Here is a 20,941-nt window from a genome sequence, read left to right on the forward strand (position 1 = left end):
TTCTGGTGTCATGAAAACGGCCGGTGCATCCGCGAAGATGCCCCGGCCGTTTTTGTGTGTTCAAACCAATTGCGATAAAAGAATCGCCCAAGCACAGAAAACGATCTTGCGCACCTGTCAGATCTGACAGGTCCATTAGCGGCCCACTCCTGTTAGCGTCTATCCATACGCCCTATGTAGCGCGAATGGATTCGACCATGGCCGATCAAGACCTCAGCATCACAGCTCCTTCCATCGCCAAAAGCTCATCGATCGCCACTATCGGCAAAAGCTGGAGCGCCGTAGGGCCGACCGCCTCGGCTGGATGCGAATTGCTGATCCCGCTATCGAGCGGTCGTGGCTACGGTCCGCAAATACCCTTGGCAATCAACAGCCAGAGCGGTAACGGTTCGTTTGGCCTTGGTTGCCACCTGGGCCTGAGCCAGATCAGCCGCCGCACCAATAAAGGTGTTCCACGTTATACCGAGCACGATGAAATCATCGGGCATGACGGCGAGGTGTGGATGCCAGAGCTCGATGATGCCGGAAACCTGAAGTCGCGCACGGAACACAGCTACAGAGACCGCCCCATTGCCGAACACAACGTCGTGACTTACCGGGCGCGGATCGAAAGTGATTTTTCCCTGCGCGAATGCTGGCATCCGGCTGACGGCGGAGCCCCTTTCTGGCTGATCCACGGCGCCGACGGTACGTTGCATGTCTACGGCAAAACCAGCGCCTCCCGCCGTGCCGACCCCGACGACCCATCACGCATCAGCAGCTGGCTATTGTGTGAAAGCATGAACGCCCATGGCGAACACATCTGCTACGAGTACAAGGCCGACGATCAGCCTGACGAGCAAGACCCGATTCACGACTACCGCGCCCAGCGCTATCTGCGACGGGTGTGTTACGGCAATGCCACGGCGAGCGATCACCTTTACAGCTGGGACACTGACCGACCGACGGATCTGCCATGGCATTTTCAACTGGTGTTCGATTACGGCGAACGCAGCAATTCGCTGACGGAGATTCCGAGCTACGAGGAAGTGAACCGCTGGCGGCTGCGGCCTGATCCGTTTTCCACCTATGGCCAGGGTTTTGAGCTGAGCACCCGCAGGCTCTGCCAGCAAGTGTTGATGTTTCATCACTTCCCCGGGGGCCTGGCGACAGAGGCAAAACTTGCACGTCGCCTGCTGCTGGAATATCGACCGATCCAGAACACTGCGCAGTGGGCCTACAGCCAGATCAGCGCGGCGCACTATCAGGCCTTCGATGCGCAAGGCAATGTCGAGCACTCACCGCCGCTAGAGTTCGAATACTCGCCCTTCGAGATCAACAAGGCACCTGCACGCCTGTTGGAAAACGAGACTCAACCGGGCATCGAAGACGGCGGGTTCTATCAATGCGTCGATTTGTATGGCGAGGGCGTGCCGGGCTTTCTCTGCCGCTACGACAACGCCTGGTATTACCGAGAACCGCTACGCGCGGCGCCTGGTACCGAACTGATCGGTTACGGCCCATGGGTTTTGCTGGACAGGATCCCGGTGGCAGATCGCAACCGCGCCGTGGCGCAACTGCTTGATCTGACCGGCGACGGCCGCCTGGACCTGATCATCGCCCGGTTGGGTTACTGCGGGTTTCATGCGCTGAATGCGCAGCGGCAATTCGAACTGTTCAGCGCGTTCGACACGTTTCCCCGGGAACACCAGGATCTGACTTTGACCATGGGGGATTTCAGCGGGGACGGCCTGATGTCAGCGGCCAGCATCAGCCCCGACCGCGTGCGCCTCTATGCCAGCCTGCGCGAAAAAGGCTTCGCCGCCGCTCAGGAAATACCCCATGGATACGCAGACGATCGTCTGCCGGTGTTCAGCAACTCGCGAACCGAACTGGTGCTTCTGGGCAACCTGCTCGGCAGCGACATGCCCGAGCTGTGCCGCATCCGCCATGACGAGGTCCGCTGCTGGCCGAATCTTGGTCATGGCAAATTCGGTCAAGGTCGCAAGATCAGCGCCCTGCCCTTCACCCATGAAGAATTCGACGCCTCGCGGGTACGTCTGGCCGATCTCGATGGCTCCGGCGCGCCGGCATTGATCTATCTCAAATCCGAAGGGTTCGACATTTACCTGAACCGGGGCGGCAATGGCCTGGAGCAGATTCCCGTCAGCGTGCCGTGGCCTGAAGACGTGCGCTATGACCGTTTGTGCCAGGTCAGTTTCGCCGACCTGCAAGGCCTCGGTTGCGCCAGCCTGATTCTGACGGTGCCGCATATCCAGCCGCGGCATTGGCGCTACGATTTTGTTGCAGCCAAGCCCTACCTGCTGGTCAACAGTAACAACAACATGGGCTGTTCCAGCAGCGTGACTTATCGCAGCTCGGCTCAGGAATGGCTGGATGAAAAGGAGCGGCTGCTGGCGCTTGAGCGTGCACCGGTATGTCACCTGCCATTTCCGCTGGCCGTGGTAAAAAAGCAGGAGCAGCACGACGAGATCACCGGCAACCGGTTGACCCAGTCGTTCACTTGGCGCGAAGGGTTCTACGACGGCAGGGAGAGGGAATTTCGCGGGTTCGGCTACTTGCAGCAACTTGACTGCGAGGTTGGAACCGATCCTTCAGAGCCTGGCTTCAGCGAGCCGGTGCAAACATGCACCTGGTTTCACAACGGTCAGGAAATCAATCGCTCCCGCGACGATTATTTCAGCGCGGATGTGGACGCCTGCCCGTTGGGCGAAACCCTGTTCAGTCGTTACCATCCCAAAGGTGAAATCGATGAGCCCGTCACTCCGGAGGAGTCCGACAGTCGCTATCGGATTGCGCAGGCACTGGTTGGCTCGGTCGCTCGAACAGAAATTTTCCCCTACCGCGCCGATGCGCAGGCGCCCGATGCAGCCGCGCTGTACTCGGTAGAAGAGAAGCGCTATCTGGTTCGCAAGGTGCGGCCGCAGGGGCCATATGCCGCAGCCGTTCTGCTGCCCCTTCAGGTCGAAGCCATCAGTTATCAGTACGACGGCTTTATCAACGACCCGCTGTGCCGCCACGATGTTACCCTGCGCTGGAACGCTTATGGCGCCGCGGCCCACGCACTTACAGTGAGCTATGCGCGCAGGTTGACCGCCCAGAGCCCGCCCCCCTTCACCGAAGACCATCTGAATCAATGGTGGTCCGACGCTCACGACGAGGCGCAGCAATACTTTTACATCAGTGAAACCCGTGCACGTCTGATCAATCTGCCAGAGCCACAGCAATGGCGATTGGGCTTGCCGTATCTGGAACGGGGCGATGCGCTGAAATTGGCCAAAGGTACGCTCCCCGGCGAGTTGAACCCGGCACGGGTGTCTTTCGAATCACTGAGAGAGCTGCAGGATACGCAAGAATGGGCCATGGAAAGGGTACTGACTTCGCAATCCATACAGCGTTATGTGGACGTAGAGGGTATTGAACTGGATGACGGCGTCGCTGGATTCGAAGCGCTGTCGCACTCTCTGGAGCTTGCCCTGCTGGATAAAACCGCGCTGGACGCTTACAGCATTGTGCCGGACCTGAATATCCGCGAGGCCCTCGCGGCAATTGGTTACTCACCCATGGCGCTGCTGTTCGAAGCACCGCCCAGCGAGGAACCAAACCTTTGGTCGTCGCGGTTCAATCTGGCCCGGTACGGCGGCTTGCAAGCGTTCTACAACGTGCTCGATTTCAATGAAACGCCAAGCCATGGCGTGACCAAAGCCGAATACGATCAACGCTATCTGACAGTCATGCGCATGGAATTGCCCGACGGTTGTGCCGTTCAGGTCGCGGAGTTCGATTATCACGCCCTGAAACCCAAGCGAATCACCGACGCCAATGGCAACACTGAAGAAGTCATCTACGAGCCTTCCGGTCAGCCGCTGATCATCAGCTTTCACGGTACCGAGAATGGCAAACCTGCCGGATTCGACAAGCTGACCGATGACTGGACCTTGCCGGATCCCAGTTCGGAATACGCCATTCAGTTTCCGGAAGATACCGTAGGACACGCAGCGAGCACTCTGCACAAAAACCTTTTCAGCTGGATGGGCCTGATACCCGCCTCCACACTTCAAAGCCGCTCGATCAAGCAAGGTGACCTGTTGCCCGGCGGGCAGATCCGTGCCAGCACACGTCGCCGGCTTGCGCGAAATCCTGGTCTGACCACTGAAGACCAGCAATTGCTCATGGCCATCGAACTGGCTTACCGAGAACCGGTTCACACCGTAGTGCTCAGCGCCGACCGCTATCCCTACGACGCCATAAAGGCGCAGATCCAGATCGTCAAAACCTGCGTCGACGGCTTTGGTCGGGTACTGCAAACCCAGCAGAAGGTCGATCCGGGGTTGGCTTATGTGGTGGGTGAGGATGGTCAATTGCTGATCGAAGAAGGTGAGCAACCGACGCAAACACGCTGGCGCATCAGTGAACGCGTCGAATACAACAACAAAGGTCTGCCGCAGCGCCAATACCGGCCGTTTTTCGCCAACACCCACCGCTACGTCAATGATCAATCGCTGCGCCAACTCGGGTTGTTCGATCAGCTGTTCTATGACGCAACGGGGCGTCCGATCAAGCTGATCAACGCCAAGGGCGACTTTTCCCGCGAGACTTATCATCCCTGGTATCACGCCAGTGAGGACTTCAACGACACCGCTGAAGAGGTGATGTTTACGCGCGGGCCAGGCTCATGAGCGCCTCCGCGCATTGGCGCACGCCTTCGCTGACCGTCAGCGACGGACGTGGCCTGCCAGTCCGTCAGGTCGCTTATTTGCGTACCGTGGCGGGTGACACGCCGAAAGCTCTCGTGACCCGCCAGCGCCACGATGTCGCCGGGCGTCTGGTCGCGCAACAGGATCCGCGCCTGCCGACAGCAAACACAACCAGCGTGTTTGCGCTGAACGATATCGCCGTGTTTACCAACAGCCGGGATAGCGGCTGGCGCCTGCTGCTGCCGGGCAGGGCCGGGGAGCCCGGACACCGTTGGGATGAGCGCGGCCACGTCTGGCAGTCGACCTTCGACGAGCAATTGCGCGTGGTGCAGCTCGAAGTTTCGGGAAACGGCGAAAATCAGCTCGATACCTTCACGTACGCCCCAGGCTCTGCCGAAGCAGACTCCAACCTGCGCGGCCGGTTGATCCGGCAGACAGATCCGTCAGGTTCGCTGGACATCACCGGCTATGCCTTCACCGGACAGGCACTGGTGGAAAAGCGCACTTTTCACGATAACGAAGCGTTCACCAGCCATCAGGTGTTCAGTCCGCTTGGCGCCGTACTTGAACAGACCGATGCCGGCGGCCATCGCAGAGCATCGCGCTATGGTCTTGCCGGGCAGCTCAGGCAAATGGAGCTGCAAGTCGAGACGAAAGTCACGCAGGTCTTGCTGGATGCGCAATACAACGCCAACAATCAGATCACCTCGCAACTGGCCGGTAACGGTGTCCTGAGTCAGTGGACGTATGACCCGGCCGACGGACGCCTGCATACGCGCACCAGTCAAAAAACTGCTCAGCCCAGGTTGCAGGATCTGCAATATTTCTACGATCGCGCCGGCAATATCATCCGCATCGAAGACCACGCCTTCGAGCCCGTCTGGTTCGCCAATCAACGGGTCGACGGCCACCGCGAATTCAGTTACGACTCCCTGTACCGGTTGGTCCGCGCGACCGGTCATGACGACGCGCTGCCCCCGGACATTCCCGGCCTGCCGCGACCGCCCGACGAGAAAAACCGCCTCAATTACACGCAGACGTATAGCTACGACGATGGCGGCAATCTGACCGAATTGCGTCATCAGCGCGACGGCAACAGTCGTACCCGCACGATGTACATCGACCAGAAAAGCAATCGCGGGGTGCGTTGGGAAACGGGCGACGAGCCGCCGGACTTCGGTACCTGGTTCGACCCGCACGGCAATCAACGCAAGCTGCGCCACGGTCCGTCATTGCAATGGAGCAGGCGTGATGAGCTGGAGCGCGTGGATCTGGTTATCCGTCAGGACGGCGATAACGATGCCGAGTATTACCAGTACAGCGCCGGCCAGCGGGTCCTCAAATGTCATGAATGGTTTACCGACAAGGTCCGCCACTTCCACCAGGTGCGCTACTTGCCGGGGCTGGAAATTCGCCGCAAGGACAACGGCGAGGAGCTGCACATCATCAGCCTAGGTAACGCGCGCTGCCTGCATTGGGCGCAACGTTCAGCGCCGATAGACGACCAGATACGTTACACCCTCGAAGACCACCTCGGCTCTTGCGTAATGGAGCTCAATGAAAACGCTGTGGTCACCAGCGCAGAAGGCTATTACCCGTTCGGCGAAACCGCGTGGATGGCCCCGGAATCGGAAATCGAATACCGCTTCATCCGATATTCCGGCAAGGAAATGGATGTCAGCGGTTTGTACTACTACGGCGCCCGGTATTACGCGCCGTGGTTGCAGCGTTGGGTCAGTGCGGACCCGGCGGGGGATGTGGACGGTTTGAATCTGTATGGTTTTGTCGGTAACAACCCGATTCTGTTCATCGATAACGACGGTAACAAAAAAGACTTACCGTCTGACGTCAGGCAGGACATCGCGACTTACGCAAAAGTCCTGGATAACCTGGGCAATGAGCTGCAAACGTACAATCGGCAATTGAACGGACTGTTCAGCGCTACGGACATTTCCAAACGCATGGCCATAAACACAGGCTTCAACATTGGCAAGGGAGTTGTCACCACGACAGCAGGGAAAGGCGGCGAAGCACTTGGGACGCTGATATTGCCCGGAGTCGGGACATTTATCGGAGGGATTGTCGCCTCAAAAATCTCCGGCGCGGCAATGGACAAACTCGGCGAAATTACAACTGTTTCCACTCCCGTCCTGCCCGATGCCAAAAAACTGAACCCCGAGAGCATTCACAGCAACGCCACAACAGGCATTTTAACCCCTCTGAGATACGCAAAAAAAATAGCCAGATCATATGATCCTCGGACTTCCGAGGGAGCAAACAAGCTGATCGAAACAGTGGCCGAGAAAACGCTCAGCAAGTTTGCGCAGATACCCGCTGCAAGTGACATGATGGCCATTGCTTACTCTGGAAAGGACACAGCCACAGCGCTGGCCGGTTTAAGGGATATCGAAATTGATGACCTCGAGGCAGCGTTGGGTTTGATTATCGACCTGCTTGAACAGGACCAAAGCGACATCAATGCGGCTTTCAGCGAAATCGGAGTCAACGAATTTTATGACCAAGGCCTAGTGGGCTCATTCGGTTATGCGCTGGATCTTGCAACAGGTAGCGTCGGAACCCAGAACTCCAGCTCAATCAGCCGGGATCGGATCAAGAAAGAAATTTCCTTGCGCATGGCTGAAGCCAGGCGCGGTATCGAGTTGATTGGCAGATATCGCCAATACAACAGTCAAAAGACGGCGTAAACAAGTTCGCCTGCCTTCAGGCAGTTTTACCGTGGTTCTGCGCTTGGATAAATCATGAGCACCTGGCCCTTGAATAGATCAACGCATATCCATACGCCAAGCGTGCAGGTCAAGGATCCACGGGCTTTGGTCGTCAGGCATATTGCCTATCTGTGTGCAACGACGCATGGAGAGATCAAGCCCCTGATCACCTGCCAGACTCACAACCCTGCCGGGCGCCTGGTCGAGAAACGGGATCCGCGCTTATCTGCGCCCAACCTCACTACTCACTACGCGCTCAACGGCATTGTGTTGAAAATCGGCAGCGTCGATGCCGGCTGGCGCTTGGTATTGCCGGGGCTGGCCGGTGAGCCTCGGCAACGTTGGGACGAACGCGGCCATGTCTGGCGATCGACCTTTGACGACCAGCTGCGTGTCGTCAGACTCCAGGTCATCGAAAAGGATGAGGAGGAAGAGGTCGACACTTTCCTCTACGCCGGTGCCGCCGACACCGCCAACCACAACCTGCGCGGACGGTTGATCAAGCAAACTGATGTGTCTGGAGTTCTGGCGATATCCAGCTATTCCCTCGCTGGCCAGCCGATGCAGGAAACCCGAACGTTCCAGGACACGCAGGCTTTTACCAGTCATCAGGTGTTCAGCCCGCTGGGCGCGGTGCTGGAGCAAACCGATGCCGGCGGCCATCGCAGAGCATCGCGCTATGGTCTTGCGGGGCAGCTCAGGCAAATGGAGCTGCAAGTCGAGACGAAAGTCACGCAGGTCTTGCTGGATGCGCAGTACAACGCGAACAATCAGATCATCTCGCAGCTGGCCGGTAACGGTGTCCTGAGTCAGTGGACGTATGACCCGGCCGACGGACGCCTGCATACGCGCACCAGTCAGAAAACTGCTCACCCCAGATTGCAGGATCTGCAATATTTCTACGATCGCGTCGGTAACATCACTCGCATCGAGGACCACGCCTTCGAGCCCGTCTCTTTCGCCAATCAACGAGTCGACGGCCACCGTGAATTCGACTACGACTCCCTGTACCGCCTGATCCGCGCGACCGGTCATGACGACGCACTGCCCCCGGACATTCCCGGCTTGCCGCAACCGCCCGACGAGAAAAACCGCCTCAACTACACCCAGACGTATAGCTACGACGATGGCGGCAACCTGATCGAACTACGTCATCAGCGCGACGGCGCCAGCCGCACCCGGCGCATGCGCATCGATGATCAAAGCAATCGCGGGGTGCGTTGGGAAACGGGCGACGAGCCGCCGGACTTCGGTACCTGGTTCGACCCGCACGGCAATCAACGCAAGCTGCGCCACGGTCCGTCATTGCAATGGAGCAGGCGTGATGAGCTGGAGCGCGTGGATCTGGTTATCCGTCAGGACGGCGATAACGATGCCGAGTATTACCAGTACAGCGCCGGCCAGCGGGTCCTCAAATGTCATGAATGGTTTACCGACAAGGTCCGCCACTTCCACCAGGTGCGCTACCTGCCGGGGCTGGAAATTCGCAGCAAGGACAACGGCGAGGAGCTGCACATCATCAGCCTCGGTAACGCGCGCTGCCTGCATTGGGCGCAACGTGCAGTGCCGATAGACGACCAAATACGTTACACCCTCGAAGACCACCTGGGCTCTTGCGTAATGGAGCTCAATGAAAACGCTGTGGTCACCAGCGCAGAAGGCTATTACCCGTTCGGCGAAACCGCGTGGATGGCGCCGGAATCGGAAATCGAATACCGCTTCATCCGATATTCCGGCAAGGAAATGGACGTCAGCAGTTTGTATTACTACGGCGCCCGGTATTACGCGCCGTGGTTGCAGCGTTGGGTCAGTGCCGATCCGGCGGGGGATGTGGATGGGTTGAATCTGTATGGATTCGTCGGTAACAACCCGATCGTTCATGTCGACCAGACCGGTGCCTTCAAAGTGGTGTTTGACCTGATCAGAAAAGCGGTGGGTATTTTTGATCAAGCGCAAACTGCGGCGGAGCAATTGCACAACCTGACCACCGAGTTCGATGGCCTGATTCCTGAAGGCCAGAACATCGAGGAGGTGCGCAAAAGCATGACGTTCGGCAAATTCATCACCTCCCGGGCCGGCATCAAATCGGTCTTTTACGGTATCGGCAAAGGCATCGCCATCGGCAGTGTCATCGGCACCGTGGTACCCGGAATCGGCAACGCCATCGGTTCCGGCGCAGGGGCAATCGCGGGGGCAATAGTGTTTCCGGTATTGCGTTACCACTTCTTCAAGAAAGGTTTGAAAGCAGCGCAGACACTGCACACCCAAGAGCTCAAGGACGGGCTGAAAACGCTGGGCGACGGCGCTGCAAAAGCCGTCGACGGCGCGGGGGCTCTTCTTGATGGAGGTGCTGCGCTTATCGACAGCATCAAGACCTTCACGGATAACCTCAACAGCTACTCCGAGCACATCCAGAAGATGTTCTATGCCCAACTGGACGCACTGGATGCAGAAAAACAGCGTCAGGTCATGAAGCTGTCCAGGAATGGTGTAGACCCGTTCGAAGCCATCGACAAGGTCATGCAAACCGCACAGGCAATCATCGAAGCGCCGAGCGAGGCGCAAGGCGTGACTGAACGCCTGCAGCAACTGGAGCGCTCGCTCGCTGCCGAACCTCAGGCAAGACCGGTGCCGAAGCCGAGGTTGAATCTTGTGCATCGACGTCAGGTACAGGAGACAGCTGTTTAGCAGACACGGCCGGCGCGAACAGCGCGCCCGGCCATCTCGGCCCATGCTATCGTGCCCGCCCGTCCTGCCGACCTTTGATCCAGCATGCTGCCGACTTCCCGTACCCTGCGTCTGTCGTTGTATTCCCTGCTGATCATTGCCGGCACGGTCATTGCCGCGACGCTCGCGATGCGCCACGCCGAGCGTCAGGCACTGGAAGAAGACGCGGCCCGCGCCAATCAGCAACTGGGGTTGTACGCCAACTCCTTGCACACCCTGATCGACCGCTATCGCGCCCTGCCCGCCGTGCTGGCGCTGGACCCGCAATTGCGTTCGGCCCTGGCCGGACCGGTCGATGCTGCGCAGCAAGCGGCATTGAATGTGAAGCTGGAAAAGATCAACGGTGCGGCGCAGTCCTCGACCCTGGAACTGCTGGATCGTACCGGCCTGGCCGTGGCCGCCAGCAACTGGCGCTTGCCCAGCAGTTACGTTGGCCACAATTACGGCTTCCGTCCCTACTTCAGCCAGACCCGCACCCAAGGCACCGGGCGTTTTTACGCAGTGGGCGTGACCAGCGGCATTCCCGGGTATTTCCTTTCCAGCGCCGTACTTGGCGACAACGACGAGTTTCTCGGCGCGATGGTGGTCAAGCTGGAATTTCCCGAGCTGGAACGTGAATGGAGCCAGGGCAGCGACACGCTGCTGGTCAGCGATGCACGCGGCATCATCTTTATCGCCAATCAGCCGGGTTGGCGTTATCGCGCCTTGCGGCCGTTGAGCGCCGATGATCTGGCCGAGATCAAAACCACGCGTCAGTACGACAAGCAATCGCTGCTGCCGCTGACCCATTTGCCGCTACGGCGCTTCGATGACAACAGCGATCTGCGCCGGGTCGAAGGTCCGCAGGGCACGGCGGACTATTTATGGGAATCGCTGCCGCTGACGACCGAAGGCTGGACCCTGCACCTGTTGCGCCGTCCGCAAGTGGCCTTCGAAGATTTGCGCAACGCCGCACTGGCCGCCGCTGGCGTTTGGCTGGCGCTGGTGTTCTTGTTGCTGTTTCTCAATCAGCGCTGGCGGCTGGCCAAGGTCCGTCAGCGCAATCGCGAAGAACTCGAGCGTCTGGTCGAGGAGCGCACCCGCGACTTGCGCACCGCGCAGGAAGGTCTGGTGCAATCGGCCAAACTCGCCGCGCTGGGGCAGATGTCCGCCGCACTGGCCCACGAAATCAATCAACCGCTGACCGCCCAGCGCATGCAGCTGGCCACCCTGCGCCTGCTGCTCGAACATGGCCGCGTCGATGACGCCTACAAGGCGCTGAAACCGGTGGACGATATGCTCACGCGCATGGCTGCCCTCACCGGCCACCTCAAGACTTTCGCCCGCAAAAGCCCGAGCGGTCTGCGCGAACGTCTGGATCTGGCGACGGTGGTCGATCAGTCGCTGCAACTGCTCGATGCGCGGCTGCGTGACGAACAAGTCAGCCTTGTGTTGCATCTGACCCGTCCGGCGTGGGTACGCGGTGATGCGATTCGTCTGGAACAGGTGTTGATCAATTTGCTGCGCAACGCGCTGGATGCGATGCAGGGTAAAGCCTGCAAGCGCCTGGAAATCCGTCTGGAGGCCGATGAGCAATTGTGGCGGCTCAGCGTCAGCGACAACGGCGGCGGGATTGCCGAGGAACATCTGGGCCAGGTGTTCGATCCGTTCTTTACCACCAAACCGGTGGGCGATGGTCTTGGCCTGGGGCTGGCAGTATCCTTCGCCATCGTGCATGAATCCGGCGGGCGCCTGAGCGTCGAGAATGGCGACCACGGCGCGGTGTTCAGCCTGACCCTGCCAATCGATCTGGAGGCACACATCTGATGCTCAATTCGGTGATGGTGGTCGACGACGAAAGCAGCATTCGCGACGCCGTTGAACAGTGGCTGAGCCTGTCGGGGTTTCAGGTGCAATTGTTCAGCCGTGCCGAAGAATGCCTCGCCGCGCTCCCGGAACATTTTGCCGGGGTGATCCTCAGCGACGTGCGCATGCCCGGCATGGACGGCTTGCAATTGCTCGCCGAAGTGCAAAAGCGCGACAGCGATCTGCCGGTGATTCTGCTTACCGGCCATGGCGATGTGCCGATGGCGGTCGAAGCCATGCGCGATGGCGCCTACGACTTTCTGGAAAAACCGTTCAGCCCGGAAACCCTGCTCGGCAGCCTGCGCCGGGCGCTGGACAAACGCCGCCTGGTCCTGGAAAACCGCGCGCTGCACGAACTGGCCGACAACCGCGCAAAGCTCGATGCGACGCTGCTCGGCGTGTCCCGCGGCTTGCAGACATTGCGTCGGCAAGTGCTGGATCTGGCGACGTTGCCGGTCAACGTGCTGATCCGTGGTGAAACCGGCAGCGGCAAGGAACTGGTCGCGCGTTGCCTGCATGATTTCGGCCCGCGCGCCGGCAAACCTTTCGTGGCGCTGAACTGCGCGGCGATCCCGGAGCAACTGTTCGAGGCTGAACTGTTCGGCCATGAGAGCGGCGCGTTTACCGGCGCCTCGGGCAAGCGCATCGGCAAGCTGGAATATGCCGATGGCGGCACGCTGTTTCTCGACGAGATCGAAAGCATGCCGCTGGCCCAGCAGGTGAAATTGCTGCGGGTCTTGCAGGAACAGAAACTCGAGCGGCTGGGTTCGAACCAGAGCATTCGCGTTGATTTGCGTATCGTCGCGGCGACCAAACCGGACTTGCTCGACGAAGCTCGCGCCGGGCGTTTTCGTGAGGACCTGGCGTATCGCCTCAACGTCGCCGAACTGCGCTTGCCGCCGCTGCGTGATCGCCGCGAAGACATTCCATTACTGTTTGAAACCTTTGCCCAGAACGCCGCCCAGCGTCTGGGCCGGACCTTTCCGCCGTTGACCGGTGCGCAGCTCAGTCACTTGCTCAGCCATGACTGGCCGGGCAACGTCCGCGAACTGGCCAACGTTGCCGAGCGTCAGGTACTGGGGCTTGATGAACCGGTCGCCGGAATCGACCCGGGGCAGTCACTGGCGGCGCAGCAGGAAGCGTTCGAAGCGCAATGCCTGCGCGCGGCGTTGACCCGGCACAAGGGTGATGTCAAAGCCGTGCTCGAAGAACTGCAACTGCCGCGCCGCACGTTCAATGAAAAGATGCAGCGGCATGGGTTGAGTCGGGAGATGTTTCTGGCGGAGTGAGGCAGAGATTTGTGGTGTAGCTGAAATCCATCCCCCTCACCCCAGCCCTCTCCCCCAGGGGGCGAGGGGGAAGGGAGCCGATCTCCATGCTTTCCCGAATCTGTATTCGACTCGATATTGCAGGTCGATGTAACCCACAAGAACACCTCGGTCAGTCCCCTCTCCCTCTGGGAGAGGGCTAGGGTGAGGGGCTTTTGATCTTCACGCGGTAAGCGGAAATCCGCTCACTCAGCCCAATCAGTCGGCACAAATCCGCTCACTCCTCCCCGCCACCCCCTCTAAACCGGCCCCTCACCCGTTGGCACACCTCCTGCTATAGCCCTGGCAGGCTGCGTTCCGACGCGCTCCACAAAAACAATTAAACGAAGGATCCTTCAATGGATAACTCCAACGCCCTGCCCCTTGGGTCGGCTGCCGTGCCGGCCAAACCGAGAACCACCGCCAGCCGGATCAAATCGATCTTCAGTGGTTCTGTCGGCAACATGGTCGAGTGGTACGACTGGTATGTGTATGCCGCCTTCTCCCTGTACTTCGCCAAGACCTTTTTCCCCGCCGGTTCCACCACCGCGCAACTGATGAACACCGCTGCGATCTTCGCCGTGGGCTTCCTGATGCGTCCGATTGGCGGCTGGCTGATGGGCATGTACGCCGACAAGGTCGGGCGCAAGAAAGCGCTGATGGCCTCGGTGTACCTGATGTGCTTCGGCTCGCTGCTGATCGCCCTGAGCCCGAACTATGAAACCATCGGCATCGGCGCGCCGATCCTGCTGGTGTTCGCCCGCCTGCTGCAAGGCCTGTCGGTCGGTGGCGAGTACGGCACCTCGGCGACTTACCTGTCCGAGATGGCGACCAAGGAACGTCGCGGCTTCTTCTCCAGCTTCCAGTACGTGACCCTGATCTCCGGCCAGCTCATCGCCCTCGGCGTGTTGATCGTGCTGCAAAACATGCTGACCACCGAACAGCTGTACGCGTGGGGCTGGCGTATCCCGTTCGCCATCGGCGCGCTCTGCGCAGTGGTAGCGCTGTACCTGCGTCGCGGCATGGAAGAAACCGAATCGTTCACCAAGAAAGAGAAGTCCAAGGAAAGCGCGATGCGCACCTTGATGCGCCACCCGAAAGAGCTGTTGACCGTGGTCGGCCTGACCATGGGCGGCACCCTGGCGTTCTACACCTACACCACCTACATGCAGAAATACCTGGTGAACACGGTCGGCATGAGCATCTCCGACTCGACCACCATTTCCGCCGCCACGCTGTTCCTGTTCATGTGCCTGCAACCGATCATCGGTGGCCTGTCGGACAAGATCGGTCGTCGCCCGATCCTGATCGCGTTCGGCGTGCTCGGTACGATCTTCACCGTGCCGATCCTGATGACCCTGCACACCATCCAGACCTGGTGGGGCGCGTTCTTCCTGATCATGGCCGCGCTGATCATCGTCAGCGGCTACACCTCGATCAATGCGGTGGTCAAAGCCGAATTGTTCCCGACCGAAATCCGCGCCCTGGGCGTCGGCCTGCCGTACGCGCTGACCGTGTCGATCTTCGGCGGCACTGCCGAATACATCGCGCTGTGGTTCAAGAGCATCGGCATGGAAACCGGTTACTACTGGTACGTCACCGCGTGCATTGCCGTGTCGCTGCTGGTGTACATCACCATGAAAGACACCCAGAAGCATTCGCGGATCGTCACTGACTGATCGCACCGCATCGCTGGCAGGCCACAAAATCTGTGTCCTGCCACGAACCCTACGGGGTCTCGCGTCTGGCTGGAAATATGCGCTGGGTCCTTGCACTATGGCTGCATCCGAATGCAGCTCAGGAATCCGCTCCCCATGCCCGATGACATCCACTTCTACGAACCCGCCAACGGCCACGGCCTGCCTCACGATCCGTTCAACGCCATCGTCGGCCCGCGGCCCATCGGCTGGATTTCCTCGCAGGATGCCGAAGGCCGGCTCAATCTCGCGCCGTACAGTTTCTTCAACGCGTTCAACTACGTGCCGCCGATCATTGGTTTTTCCAGTGTCGGGCGCAAAGACAGTCTGAACAACATCGAGCAGACCGGGGAGTTCGTCTGGAACCTCGCCACGCGCCCGTTGGCCGAGCAGATGAACCAGAGCTGCGCGATGGTCGCGCCTGAGGTCAACGAGTTTGAACTGGCAGGGCTGACGACCGTGGCGTCAAAGCTGATTTCGGTGCCTCGGGTCGCCGAAAGCCCGGTGTCCTTCGAGTGCAAGGTCACGCAGATCATCCAGCTGCAACGCGCCGATGGCGAAACCGTACCGAGCTGGCTGATCCTCGGTGAGGTGGTTGCAGTGCACATCGCCAAATGGCTGCTGAAGGACGGCATCTACGACACTGCCGCCGCACAACCGATTTTGCGCGGCGGCGGGCCGGCGGATTATTTCCAGCTGGGGCCTGAGGCTCTGTTCAAGATGTGGCGCCCGGGCGCACAGAAGTAATTACCAGATCAGCTCGGCGTCGTCAGTGACGCCCTTGAGCTTGTCCAGCTCGTTGATGGCTGCGTCATCGGCAGCAATGGCGCCGGGGAACACTTGCTCATTGAGCAACTTGTGAAAGCGTGGGGCGCCGCCATCGACCAGGGCCTTGACCGCGATGGCCGCGTAATAACCCTTGTTGCCGCCCAACTCGACGGGGACGACTGCGGAGACTGCTTCGAAGCGTTCAAACTCTTTACGTGCCATGTCGCGGATCCTGGCTCAATCAAATAAGCCGGACATTAAACCCTCAACCGGCGAGTTTGTGTATCGGCGCGGCGCATTGACCGAGGGCCTGCGCGGCGGAAACGTCTCTGAAGGTGTGGAAGTCGAGGCTGTTGACCACCAGGTCCTGGACCAGCTCGGCGAAGACTTCCATCGACGGACTGTTGAAATAAGTCGTCATCATCTGCTGACTGCTCCAGTAGCCGCTGACCAGCCACAGGTCGGCGTCGCACTGCGATTGTTGCAGGGAAAAACTCAGGCAGCCGGGCGCCGCGCGCGAGACCTCGATCAACGCGCTCAGGCGCACGCCGAGTTCCGCCGAACGCCCGGCCTGGGCACGAACGAAGGCCATATGACTGACAGGCATTTGCTTGGACATGATCAACCCTCCATGAAATCGCATGGCAGCCGGGGGAGGGGCTGCGACTGAAGCAAAGATTAAGGGCCGGGCCGGCTGCGCCGTTAGTCGATTCCTGCCTTCGCGTTGCACAATCCTGCGAGACTGCGCAGACGACCTGTAACAACCTGTAAACCCGCGCAACACGTCTGTCATACGGGTTTTGTGTAGGAGTTGCCGAAGGCTGCGATCTTTGGCTTTTGCCTTGAAGATCAACGATCGCAGCCTTCGGCAGCTCCTACGGAATCGTCTGGCGGGTGACCTGCGTGCACCTGCGGGCAGAATCAGGCAAGCATTTGGCAGAATGTGTCTACCGCTGCTGCTTGCACAAACATATGCTCTGCTGCATTCCCCCCTCACTTGCCGAGGATGCCGTGCATGACGTCATTCGATCGTTTTCAAGCCGAACCCAGCGCCGACATGGAAAAGCAGCGTGCGGAGCTGGCGGCGATCATCCGCCGCAACACCAGCGACGATGGCAGCTACCAGACCGCGATCGGTTCGCTGGTGATGTCGCGCCACACCCAGTCCCATGACTTTGCCCCGGTACTCGCGCAGCCGGCGCTGTGCATCATGGCGCAGGGGCGCAAAGAGGTCCGCCTGGCCGATGAGTTCTTCAACTACGACCCGCTGAATTATCTGGTGGTGTCGGTTTCGATGCCGCTCAGCGGCCGGGTGGTCAATGTCTCGCCGGAAGAACCGATCCTCGCCGTGCGCCTCGACATTGACCCGACCGAAATCACCGCGCTGATCGCCGACGCCGGCCCGATGGGCGTGCCGACCCGGCCGACCGGACGTGGTCTGTACGTGGAAAAAATCGACAGCGCCATGCTCGACGCGGTGCTGCGTCTGGCCCGGCTGCTCGACGCGCCGAAAGACATCGCCATGCTCGCGCCGCTGATTCGCCGGGAGATTCTCTATCGCCTGCTGCGCAGCCCACAGGGCCATCGTCTGTATGAGATTGCGATTGCCAACAGCCAGAGCCATCGCATCAGCCAAGCGATCAAATGGCTCAACGGCAACTTCGAGCAGCCGCTGCGCATCGATGATCTGGCGCGGGAAGTGAACCTCAGCGTGTCGACGTTGCATCATCGCTTCAAGGCGATGACCGCGATGAGTCCGTTGCAATATCAGAAGCAATTGCGCCTGCAAGAGGCGCGGCGGCTGATGTTGACCGAAGGGCTGGAAGCCTCGGCAGCGGGGTATCGGGTGGGCTATGAAAGTCCGTCGCAGTTCAGCCGCGAATACAGCCGCCTGTTTGGCGCGCCGCCGTTGCGGGATCTGGCGCGGTTGCGGCTTTCGGTCTGATCCGGAACCTGAAGTGGGGCTTATGGCGCTTTCGCGAGCAGGCTCGCTCCCACAGGGAAATGCATTCCAATGTGGGAGCGAGCCTGCTCGCGAAGGGGTCAGTCCAAGCGCTACATATCTATGATCAGACCGCGCGGATCACATGCTTGATCTCCTGAAACGCCGCCAACCCCCAAGGCCCCAGTTCGCGGCCGACACTGCTCTGCTTGTACCCACCCCATGCCGTCTGCGGGAAGATCACCTGTGGCGCATTGATCCACACCAGCCCCGCCTGCAAGGCGTTGGCCACGCGATCCGCCGTTGCAGCATCGCGCGTCACTACACTCGCGACCAGTCCGAACTGCGTGTCGTTGGCCAGCGCAATCGCCTCGCTCTCACTGGCGAAACCGCGCACACACACCACCGGGCCGAAAATCTCTTCGCGCCATAACGCGCTGTCCAGCGGCACGTCGGTGAACACCGTCGGTTGCAGAAAATAACCGCGCGGCAAATGCGCCGGACGATTGCCGCCGCACACCAACCTCGCCCCGGCGCTCAAACCGCGATCAATATGCCCAAGCACCCGCTGGTACTGCGCCTGATTGACCAGCGCGCCCATCTCCACATCCGCATCAAACGGATCGGCGACTCGAATCGCCTCCGCACGTTTTTGCAGGCGCTGAAGAAATTCGTCCATCAATTCCTCGGCCACCAGCACGCGACTGGTGGCCGAGCACATCTGCCCGGCGTTGAAGAACGCCCCGCCACAGGCCAGTTCCACCGCCAGCTCCAAATCGGCATCCGCCAGCACCAGCAAGGAAGATTTGCCACCCAGCTCCAGGCTCACACCCTTCACCGTTTCGGCAGCGCGTTGCATCACCTGCACGCCAACCGCATTGCTGCCCGTGAAAGAGATCTTGGCGATACGTGGATCCGCCGACAACGGCGCGCCCACCGCCAGACCAGTGCCGCAGACCAGATTGAACACGCCGTCGGGCAAACCGGATTCAGCGATGATCGCGGCCAGTTCCAGCTCCGGCAGCGGCGTCACTTCAGAAGGTTTCAGCACCACGCAGCAACCAGCGGCGAGCGCTGGTGCCAGTTTCCACGCGGTGGTGACCATGGGGAAATTCCACGGCACGATCAGCCCGACTACGCCGCACGGCTCGCGCCGCAAGCGTGCGCTGAAATCCTCGCTGGGCAGCGGCACGTTGCTTTCCTGACCGGCGTCGAAGCCTTCGGCGAGTTCGGCGTAATAGTCGAAAGTGGCGATCACGTCATCGACATCGATGGCCGCTTCGAACTGCGGTTTACCGTTGTTGCTCGACTGCAGGTTCATCAAGTGATCGCGACCGTTGCGCACGCCGTTGGCAATGTTGCGCAGGATCGCAGCGCGCTCGGCGCCGGTGGTTTTCGACCAGTGTTCGAACGCCTCGGTCGCCGCGCTGATCGCCTGGTCGACGGCGTGCTCGTCACCACCATTGACGGTGGTCAGCAGCGCTTCGGTAGCGGGATTGATCACCCGTAGATGCTCGCGGCCCGACGACCATTGACCGTTGATGTAGAGCCCGTCGAGTGTGGTTGGAAAACTGATCATTGGGCCACCGCCTGCATCCACTGGTTCTGGTCGATTTCAATCAGCGTCGGGCCTTGCCGGTCCGTCGCTTTACGCAGCGCTGCGCACAATTCGTCGATGCTGCTGATGGCTTGCGCGGCGCAACCGAGGCCCTTGGCCACGGCGACGAAATCCGGGGTGTAGATGTCCACGCCGACCGGTTCGATGGCGCGGTTGACCATGTACTTTTTGATCTCCTCGTAACCCTGGTTATTCCACAGCAGCACGATCACCGGCACCCGTGCTTCAACGGCGCTGGCCAGTTCCGGCAGGGTGAACTGCAAGCCGCCGTCGCCGATCAGGCACACCACTGGCGGGCGCGCGCCGTTATCGAGTTGGCCGCCGAGCCACGCACCAATCGCCGCCGGCAACGCATAGCCGAGGGTGCCGTAACCGGTGGATGCGTTGAACCAGCGACGCGGACGCTCGGGGTTGAACGTGAGGTTGCCGGTGTACACCGGTTGCGTGGAATCGCCGACGAACACCGCTTCGGGCAATTCGTGCAGCACGGTTTCGAGCAAACGCGTCTGCGCCAGCGTTGGTGCATCCCAGCTCGCCGCCAATTCATTACGCAGACGCGCGGCGCGGACCTGGCCCCAATCATTGCGGCGCTCGGCCAGCGGTTGGTGCGACAAGGCGCTGAGCAATGCTTGCGCGGCGTTGCGCGAATCAGCGACCAGTGCGATGTGCGGCGGGTAGTTGCGCACGGTCTGATCGGCATCGATGTCGATGCGCAGCAGCTTGCCGGGAATCTCGAAGCCGCCGGCGAAGGTCACGTCGTAATCGGTCTCGGCCAGCTCGGTGCCGATCGCCAGCACCACGTCGGCTTCAGCGACCAGTGCGCGGGTGGCAACCAGGCTCTGCGTCGAACCGATCAACAACGGATGACTGGTCGGCAGCATGCCTTTGGCATTGATGGTCAGCGCCACTGGAGCGTCGAGCAATTCGGCGAGTCGGGTCAGCTGCGGCGCTGCGTTGATGGCACCGCCGCCGGCGAGAATCAGTGGACGTTGCGCCGTGGCGAGCAGTTCGCTCATGCGGGCCACGGCAGCCGGTGCGGCGCCGGCGCGATCGATATTCACCGGCAGGCTGGCGAGCAACTCATCGGCCTCTTCCACCAGCACGTCCAACGGAATTTCGATGTGCACCGGACGCGGTCGCCCGGCCTGGAACAGCGCGAAAGCGCGAGCAAGCACCACCGGCAGTTCGGCAGCGGACATCAGCGTGTGCGAGAACGCTGCGACGCCGCCGACCAGTGCGCTCTGGTTCGGCAGTTCATGCAACTTGCCGCGCCCACCACCCAACTGACTGCGCGACTGCACGCTGGAGATCACCAGCATCGGAATCGAATCGGCGTAAGCCTGGCCCATGGCCGTGGTGATATTGGTCATGCCCGGGCCGGTGATGATGAAGCACACACCGGGTTTGCCGCTGGTGCGCGCGTAGCCGTCAGCCATGAACCCGGCGCCCTGTTCGTGGCGAGGCGTGACGTGGTTGATGCTTGAACGGGCGAGGCCTCGGTACAGCTCAACGGTGTGCACACCGGGAATGCCGAACACCTGCTCGACCGCGTAATTCTCCAACAGCTTGACCAGTACTTCGCCGCACGTTGCCATGTTGATTGCCCTTTCATTC

Annotated in this window: 12 protein-coding genes; 8 read left to right on the forward strand and 4 right to left on the reverse strand. The window is 60.3% G+C overall.

The features are described from left to right. Positions 1-197 precede the first annotated feature (197 nt). The 7 genes from ACYSTU_RS02455 (at position 198) to ACYSTU_RS02485 (ending at position 15,746) form a co-directional block, all read left to right on the forward strand. Positions 198-4,679: a SpvB/TcaC N-terminal domain-containing protein gene (locus tag ACYSTU_RS02455; RefSeq protein WP_498995687.1), complete on the forward strand. Its 4,482-nt coding sequence runs from the start codon at positions 198-200 to the stop codon at positions 4,677-4,679. After that, positions 4,676-7,402 (forward strand): RHS repeat-associated core domain-containing protein, encoded by a 2,727-nt coding sequence (locus ACYSTU_RS02460; RefSeq protein ID WP_498995690.1) that lies wholly within the window; start codon positions 4,676-4,678, stop codon positions 7,400-7,402. The genes ACYSTU_RS02455 and ACYSTU_RS02460 overlap by 4 nt, the downstream gene beginning before the upstream one ends. A 54-nt stretch (positions 7,403-7,456) precedes the next feature. Further along, a complete protein-coding gene (locus tag ACYSTU_RS02465) occupies positions 7,457-10,111 on the forward strand; it encodes an RHS repeat domain-containing protein (RefSeq protein WP_498995692.1) in 2,655 nt (884 codons plus the stop codon). 84 nt (positions 10,112-10,195) lie between these two features. Then, entirely contained in the window at positions 10,196-11,956 is a 1,761-nt protein-coding gene (locus tag ACYSTU_RS02470; protein ID WP_125917718.1) for a sensor histidine kinase, read from the forward strand. Beyond that, positions 11,956-13,284: a sigma-54-dependent transcriptional regulator gene (locus ACYSTU_RS02475; protein ID WP_016773449.1), complete on the forward strand. Its 1,329-nt coding sequence runs from the start codon at positions 11,956-11,958 to the stop codon at positions 13,282-13,284. Before ACYSTU_RS02470 ends, ACYSTU_RS02475 begins: the two co-directional genes overlap by 1 nt. Before the next feature lie 377 nt (positions 13,285-13,661). Beyond that, positions 13,662-14,981, forward strand: a complete 1,320-nt coding sequence (locus ACYSTU_RS02480; RefSeq protein ID WP_024014128.1) for an MFS transporter — start codon at positions 13,662-13,664, stop codon at positions 14,979-14,981. Positions 14,982-15,116: 135 nt separating this feature from the next. Next, positions 15,117-15,746 carry a flavin reductase family protein gene (locus ACYSTU_RS02485; protein WP_016773448.1) on the forward strand — a complete coding sequence of 210 codons (630 nt, stop codon included), beginning with the start codon at positions 15,117-15,119 and terminating at the stop codon, positions 15,744-15,746. Here the strand turns inward: ACYSTU_RS02485 and ACYSTU_RS02490 are convergent, their stop codons facing one another. Beyond that, positions 15,747-15,989: a hypothetical protein gene (locus ACYSTU_RS02490; protein ID WP_041479831.1), complete on the reverse strand. Its 243-nt coding sequence runs from the start codon at positions 15,987-15,989 to the stop codon at positions 15,747-15,749. A 43-nt stretch (positions 15,990-16,032) separates the two neighbouring features. Beyond that, positions 16,033-16,386: a putative quinol monooxygenase gene (locus tag ACYSTU_RS02495; protein ID WP_016773446.1), complete on the reverse strand. Its 354-nt coding sequence runs from the start codon at positions 16,384-16,386 to the stop codon at positions 16,033-16,035. Positions 16,387-16,782: 396 nt separating this feature from the next. Here ACYSTU_RS02495 and ACYSTU_RS02500 point away from each other — a divergent pair, with 396 nt between their 5' ends. Next, entirely contained in the window at positions 16,783-17,712 is a 930-nt protein-coding gene (locus tag ACYSTU_RS02500) for an AraC family transcriptional regulator (RefSeq protein WP_016773445.1), read from the forward strand. 124 nt (positions 17,713-17,836) lie between these two features. Here ACYSTU_RS02500 and ACYSTU_RS02505 read toward each other — a convergent pair whose 3' ends face one another. Together ACYSTU_RS02505 and ACYSTU_RS02510 are read right to left on the reverse strand one after the other, a co-directional pair. Further along, positions 17,837-19,288: an aldehyde dehydrogenase family protein gene (locus ACYSTU_RS02505; RefSeq protein WP_498995705.1), complete on the reverse strand. Its 1,452-nt coding sequence runs from the start codon at positions 19,286-19,288 to the stop codon at positions 17,837-17,839. Next, positions 19,285-20,922 carry a 5-guanidino-2-oxopentanoate decarboxylase gene (locus ACYSTU_RS02510; protein WP_498995708.1) on the reverse strand — a complete coding sequence of 546 codons (1,638 nt, stop codon included), beginning with the start codon at positions 20,920-20,922 and terminating at the stop codon, positions 19,285-19,287. The genes ACYSTU_RS02505 and ACYSTU_RS02510 overlap by 4 nt, the downstream gene beginning before the upstream one ends. Between the last annotated feature and the right edge of the window lie 19 nt (positions 20,923-20,941).

The organism is Pseudomonas glycinis (genome assembly GCF_054871425.1).

What these genes read in the sequence shown, in the direction of transcription:
- ACYSTU_RS02455 (WP_498995687.1), top strand. Translation starts at nt 198, where the DNA reads ATGGCCGATCAAGACCTCAGCATCACAGCTCCTTCCATCGCCAAAAGC.
- ACYSTU_RS02460 (WP_498995690.1), top strand. Translation starts at nt 4,676, where the DNA reads ATGAGCGCCTCCGCGCATTGGCGCACGCCTTCGCTGACCGTCAGCGAC.
- ACYSTU_RS02465 (WP_498995692.1), top strand. Translation starts at nt 7,457, where the DNA reads ATGAGCACCTGGCCCTTGAATAGATCAACGCATATCCATACGCCAAGC.
- ACYSTU_RS02470 (WP_125917718.1), top strand. Translation starts at nt 10,196, where the DNA reads ATGCTGCCGACTTCCCGTACCCTGCGTCTGTCGTTGTATTCCCTGCTG.
- ACYSTU_RS02475 (WP_016773449.1), top strand. Translation starts at nt 11,956, where the DNA reads ATGCTCAATTCGGTGATGGTGGTCGACGACGAAAGCAGCATTCGCGAC.
- ACYSTU_RS02480 (WP_024014128.1), top strand. Translation starts at nt 13,662, where the DNA reads ATGGATAACTCCAACGCCCTGCCCCTTGGGTCGGCTGCCGTGCCGGCC.
- ACYSTU_RS02485 (WP_016773448.1), top strand. Translation starts at nt 15,117, where the DNA reads ATGCCCGATGACATCCACTTCTACGAACCCGCCAACGGCCACGGCCTG.
- ACYSTU_RS02490 (WP_041479831.1), bottom strand. Translation starts at nt 15,989, where the DNA reads ATGGCACGTAAAGAGTTTGAACGCTTCGAAGCAGTCTCCGCAGTCGTC.
- ACYSTU_RS02495 (WP_016773446.1), bottom strand. Translation starts at nt 16,386, where the DNA reads ATGTCCAAGCAAATGCCTGTCAGTCATATGGCCTTCGTTCGTGCCCAG.
- ACYSTU_RS02500 (WP_016773445.1), top strand. Translation starts at nt 16,783, where the DNA reads ATGACGTCATTCGATCGTTTTCAAGCCGAACCCAGCGCCGACATGGAA.
- ACYSTU_RS02505 (WP_498995705.1), bottom strand. Translation starts at nt 19,288, where the DNA reads ATGATCAGTTTTCCAACCACACTCGACGGGCTCTACATCAACGGTCAA.
- ACYSTU_RS02510 (WP_498995708.1), bottom strand. Translation starts at nt 20,922, where the DNA reads ATGGCAACGTGCGGCGAAGTACTGGTCAAGCTGTTGGAGAATTACGCG.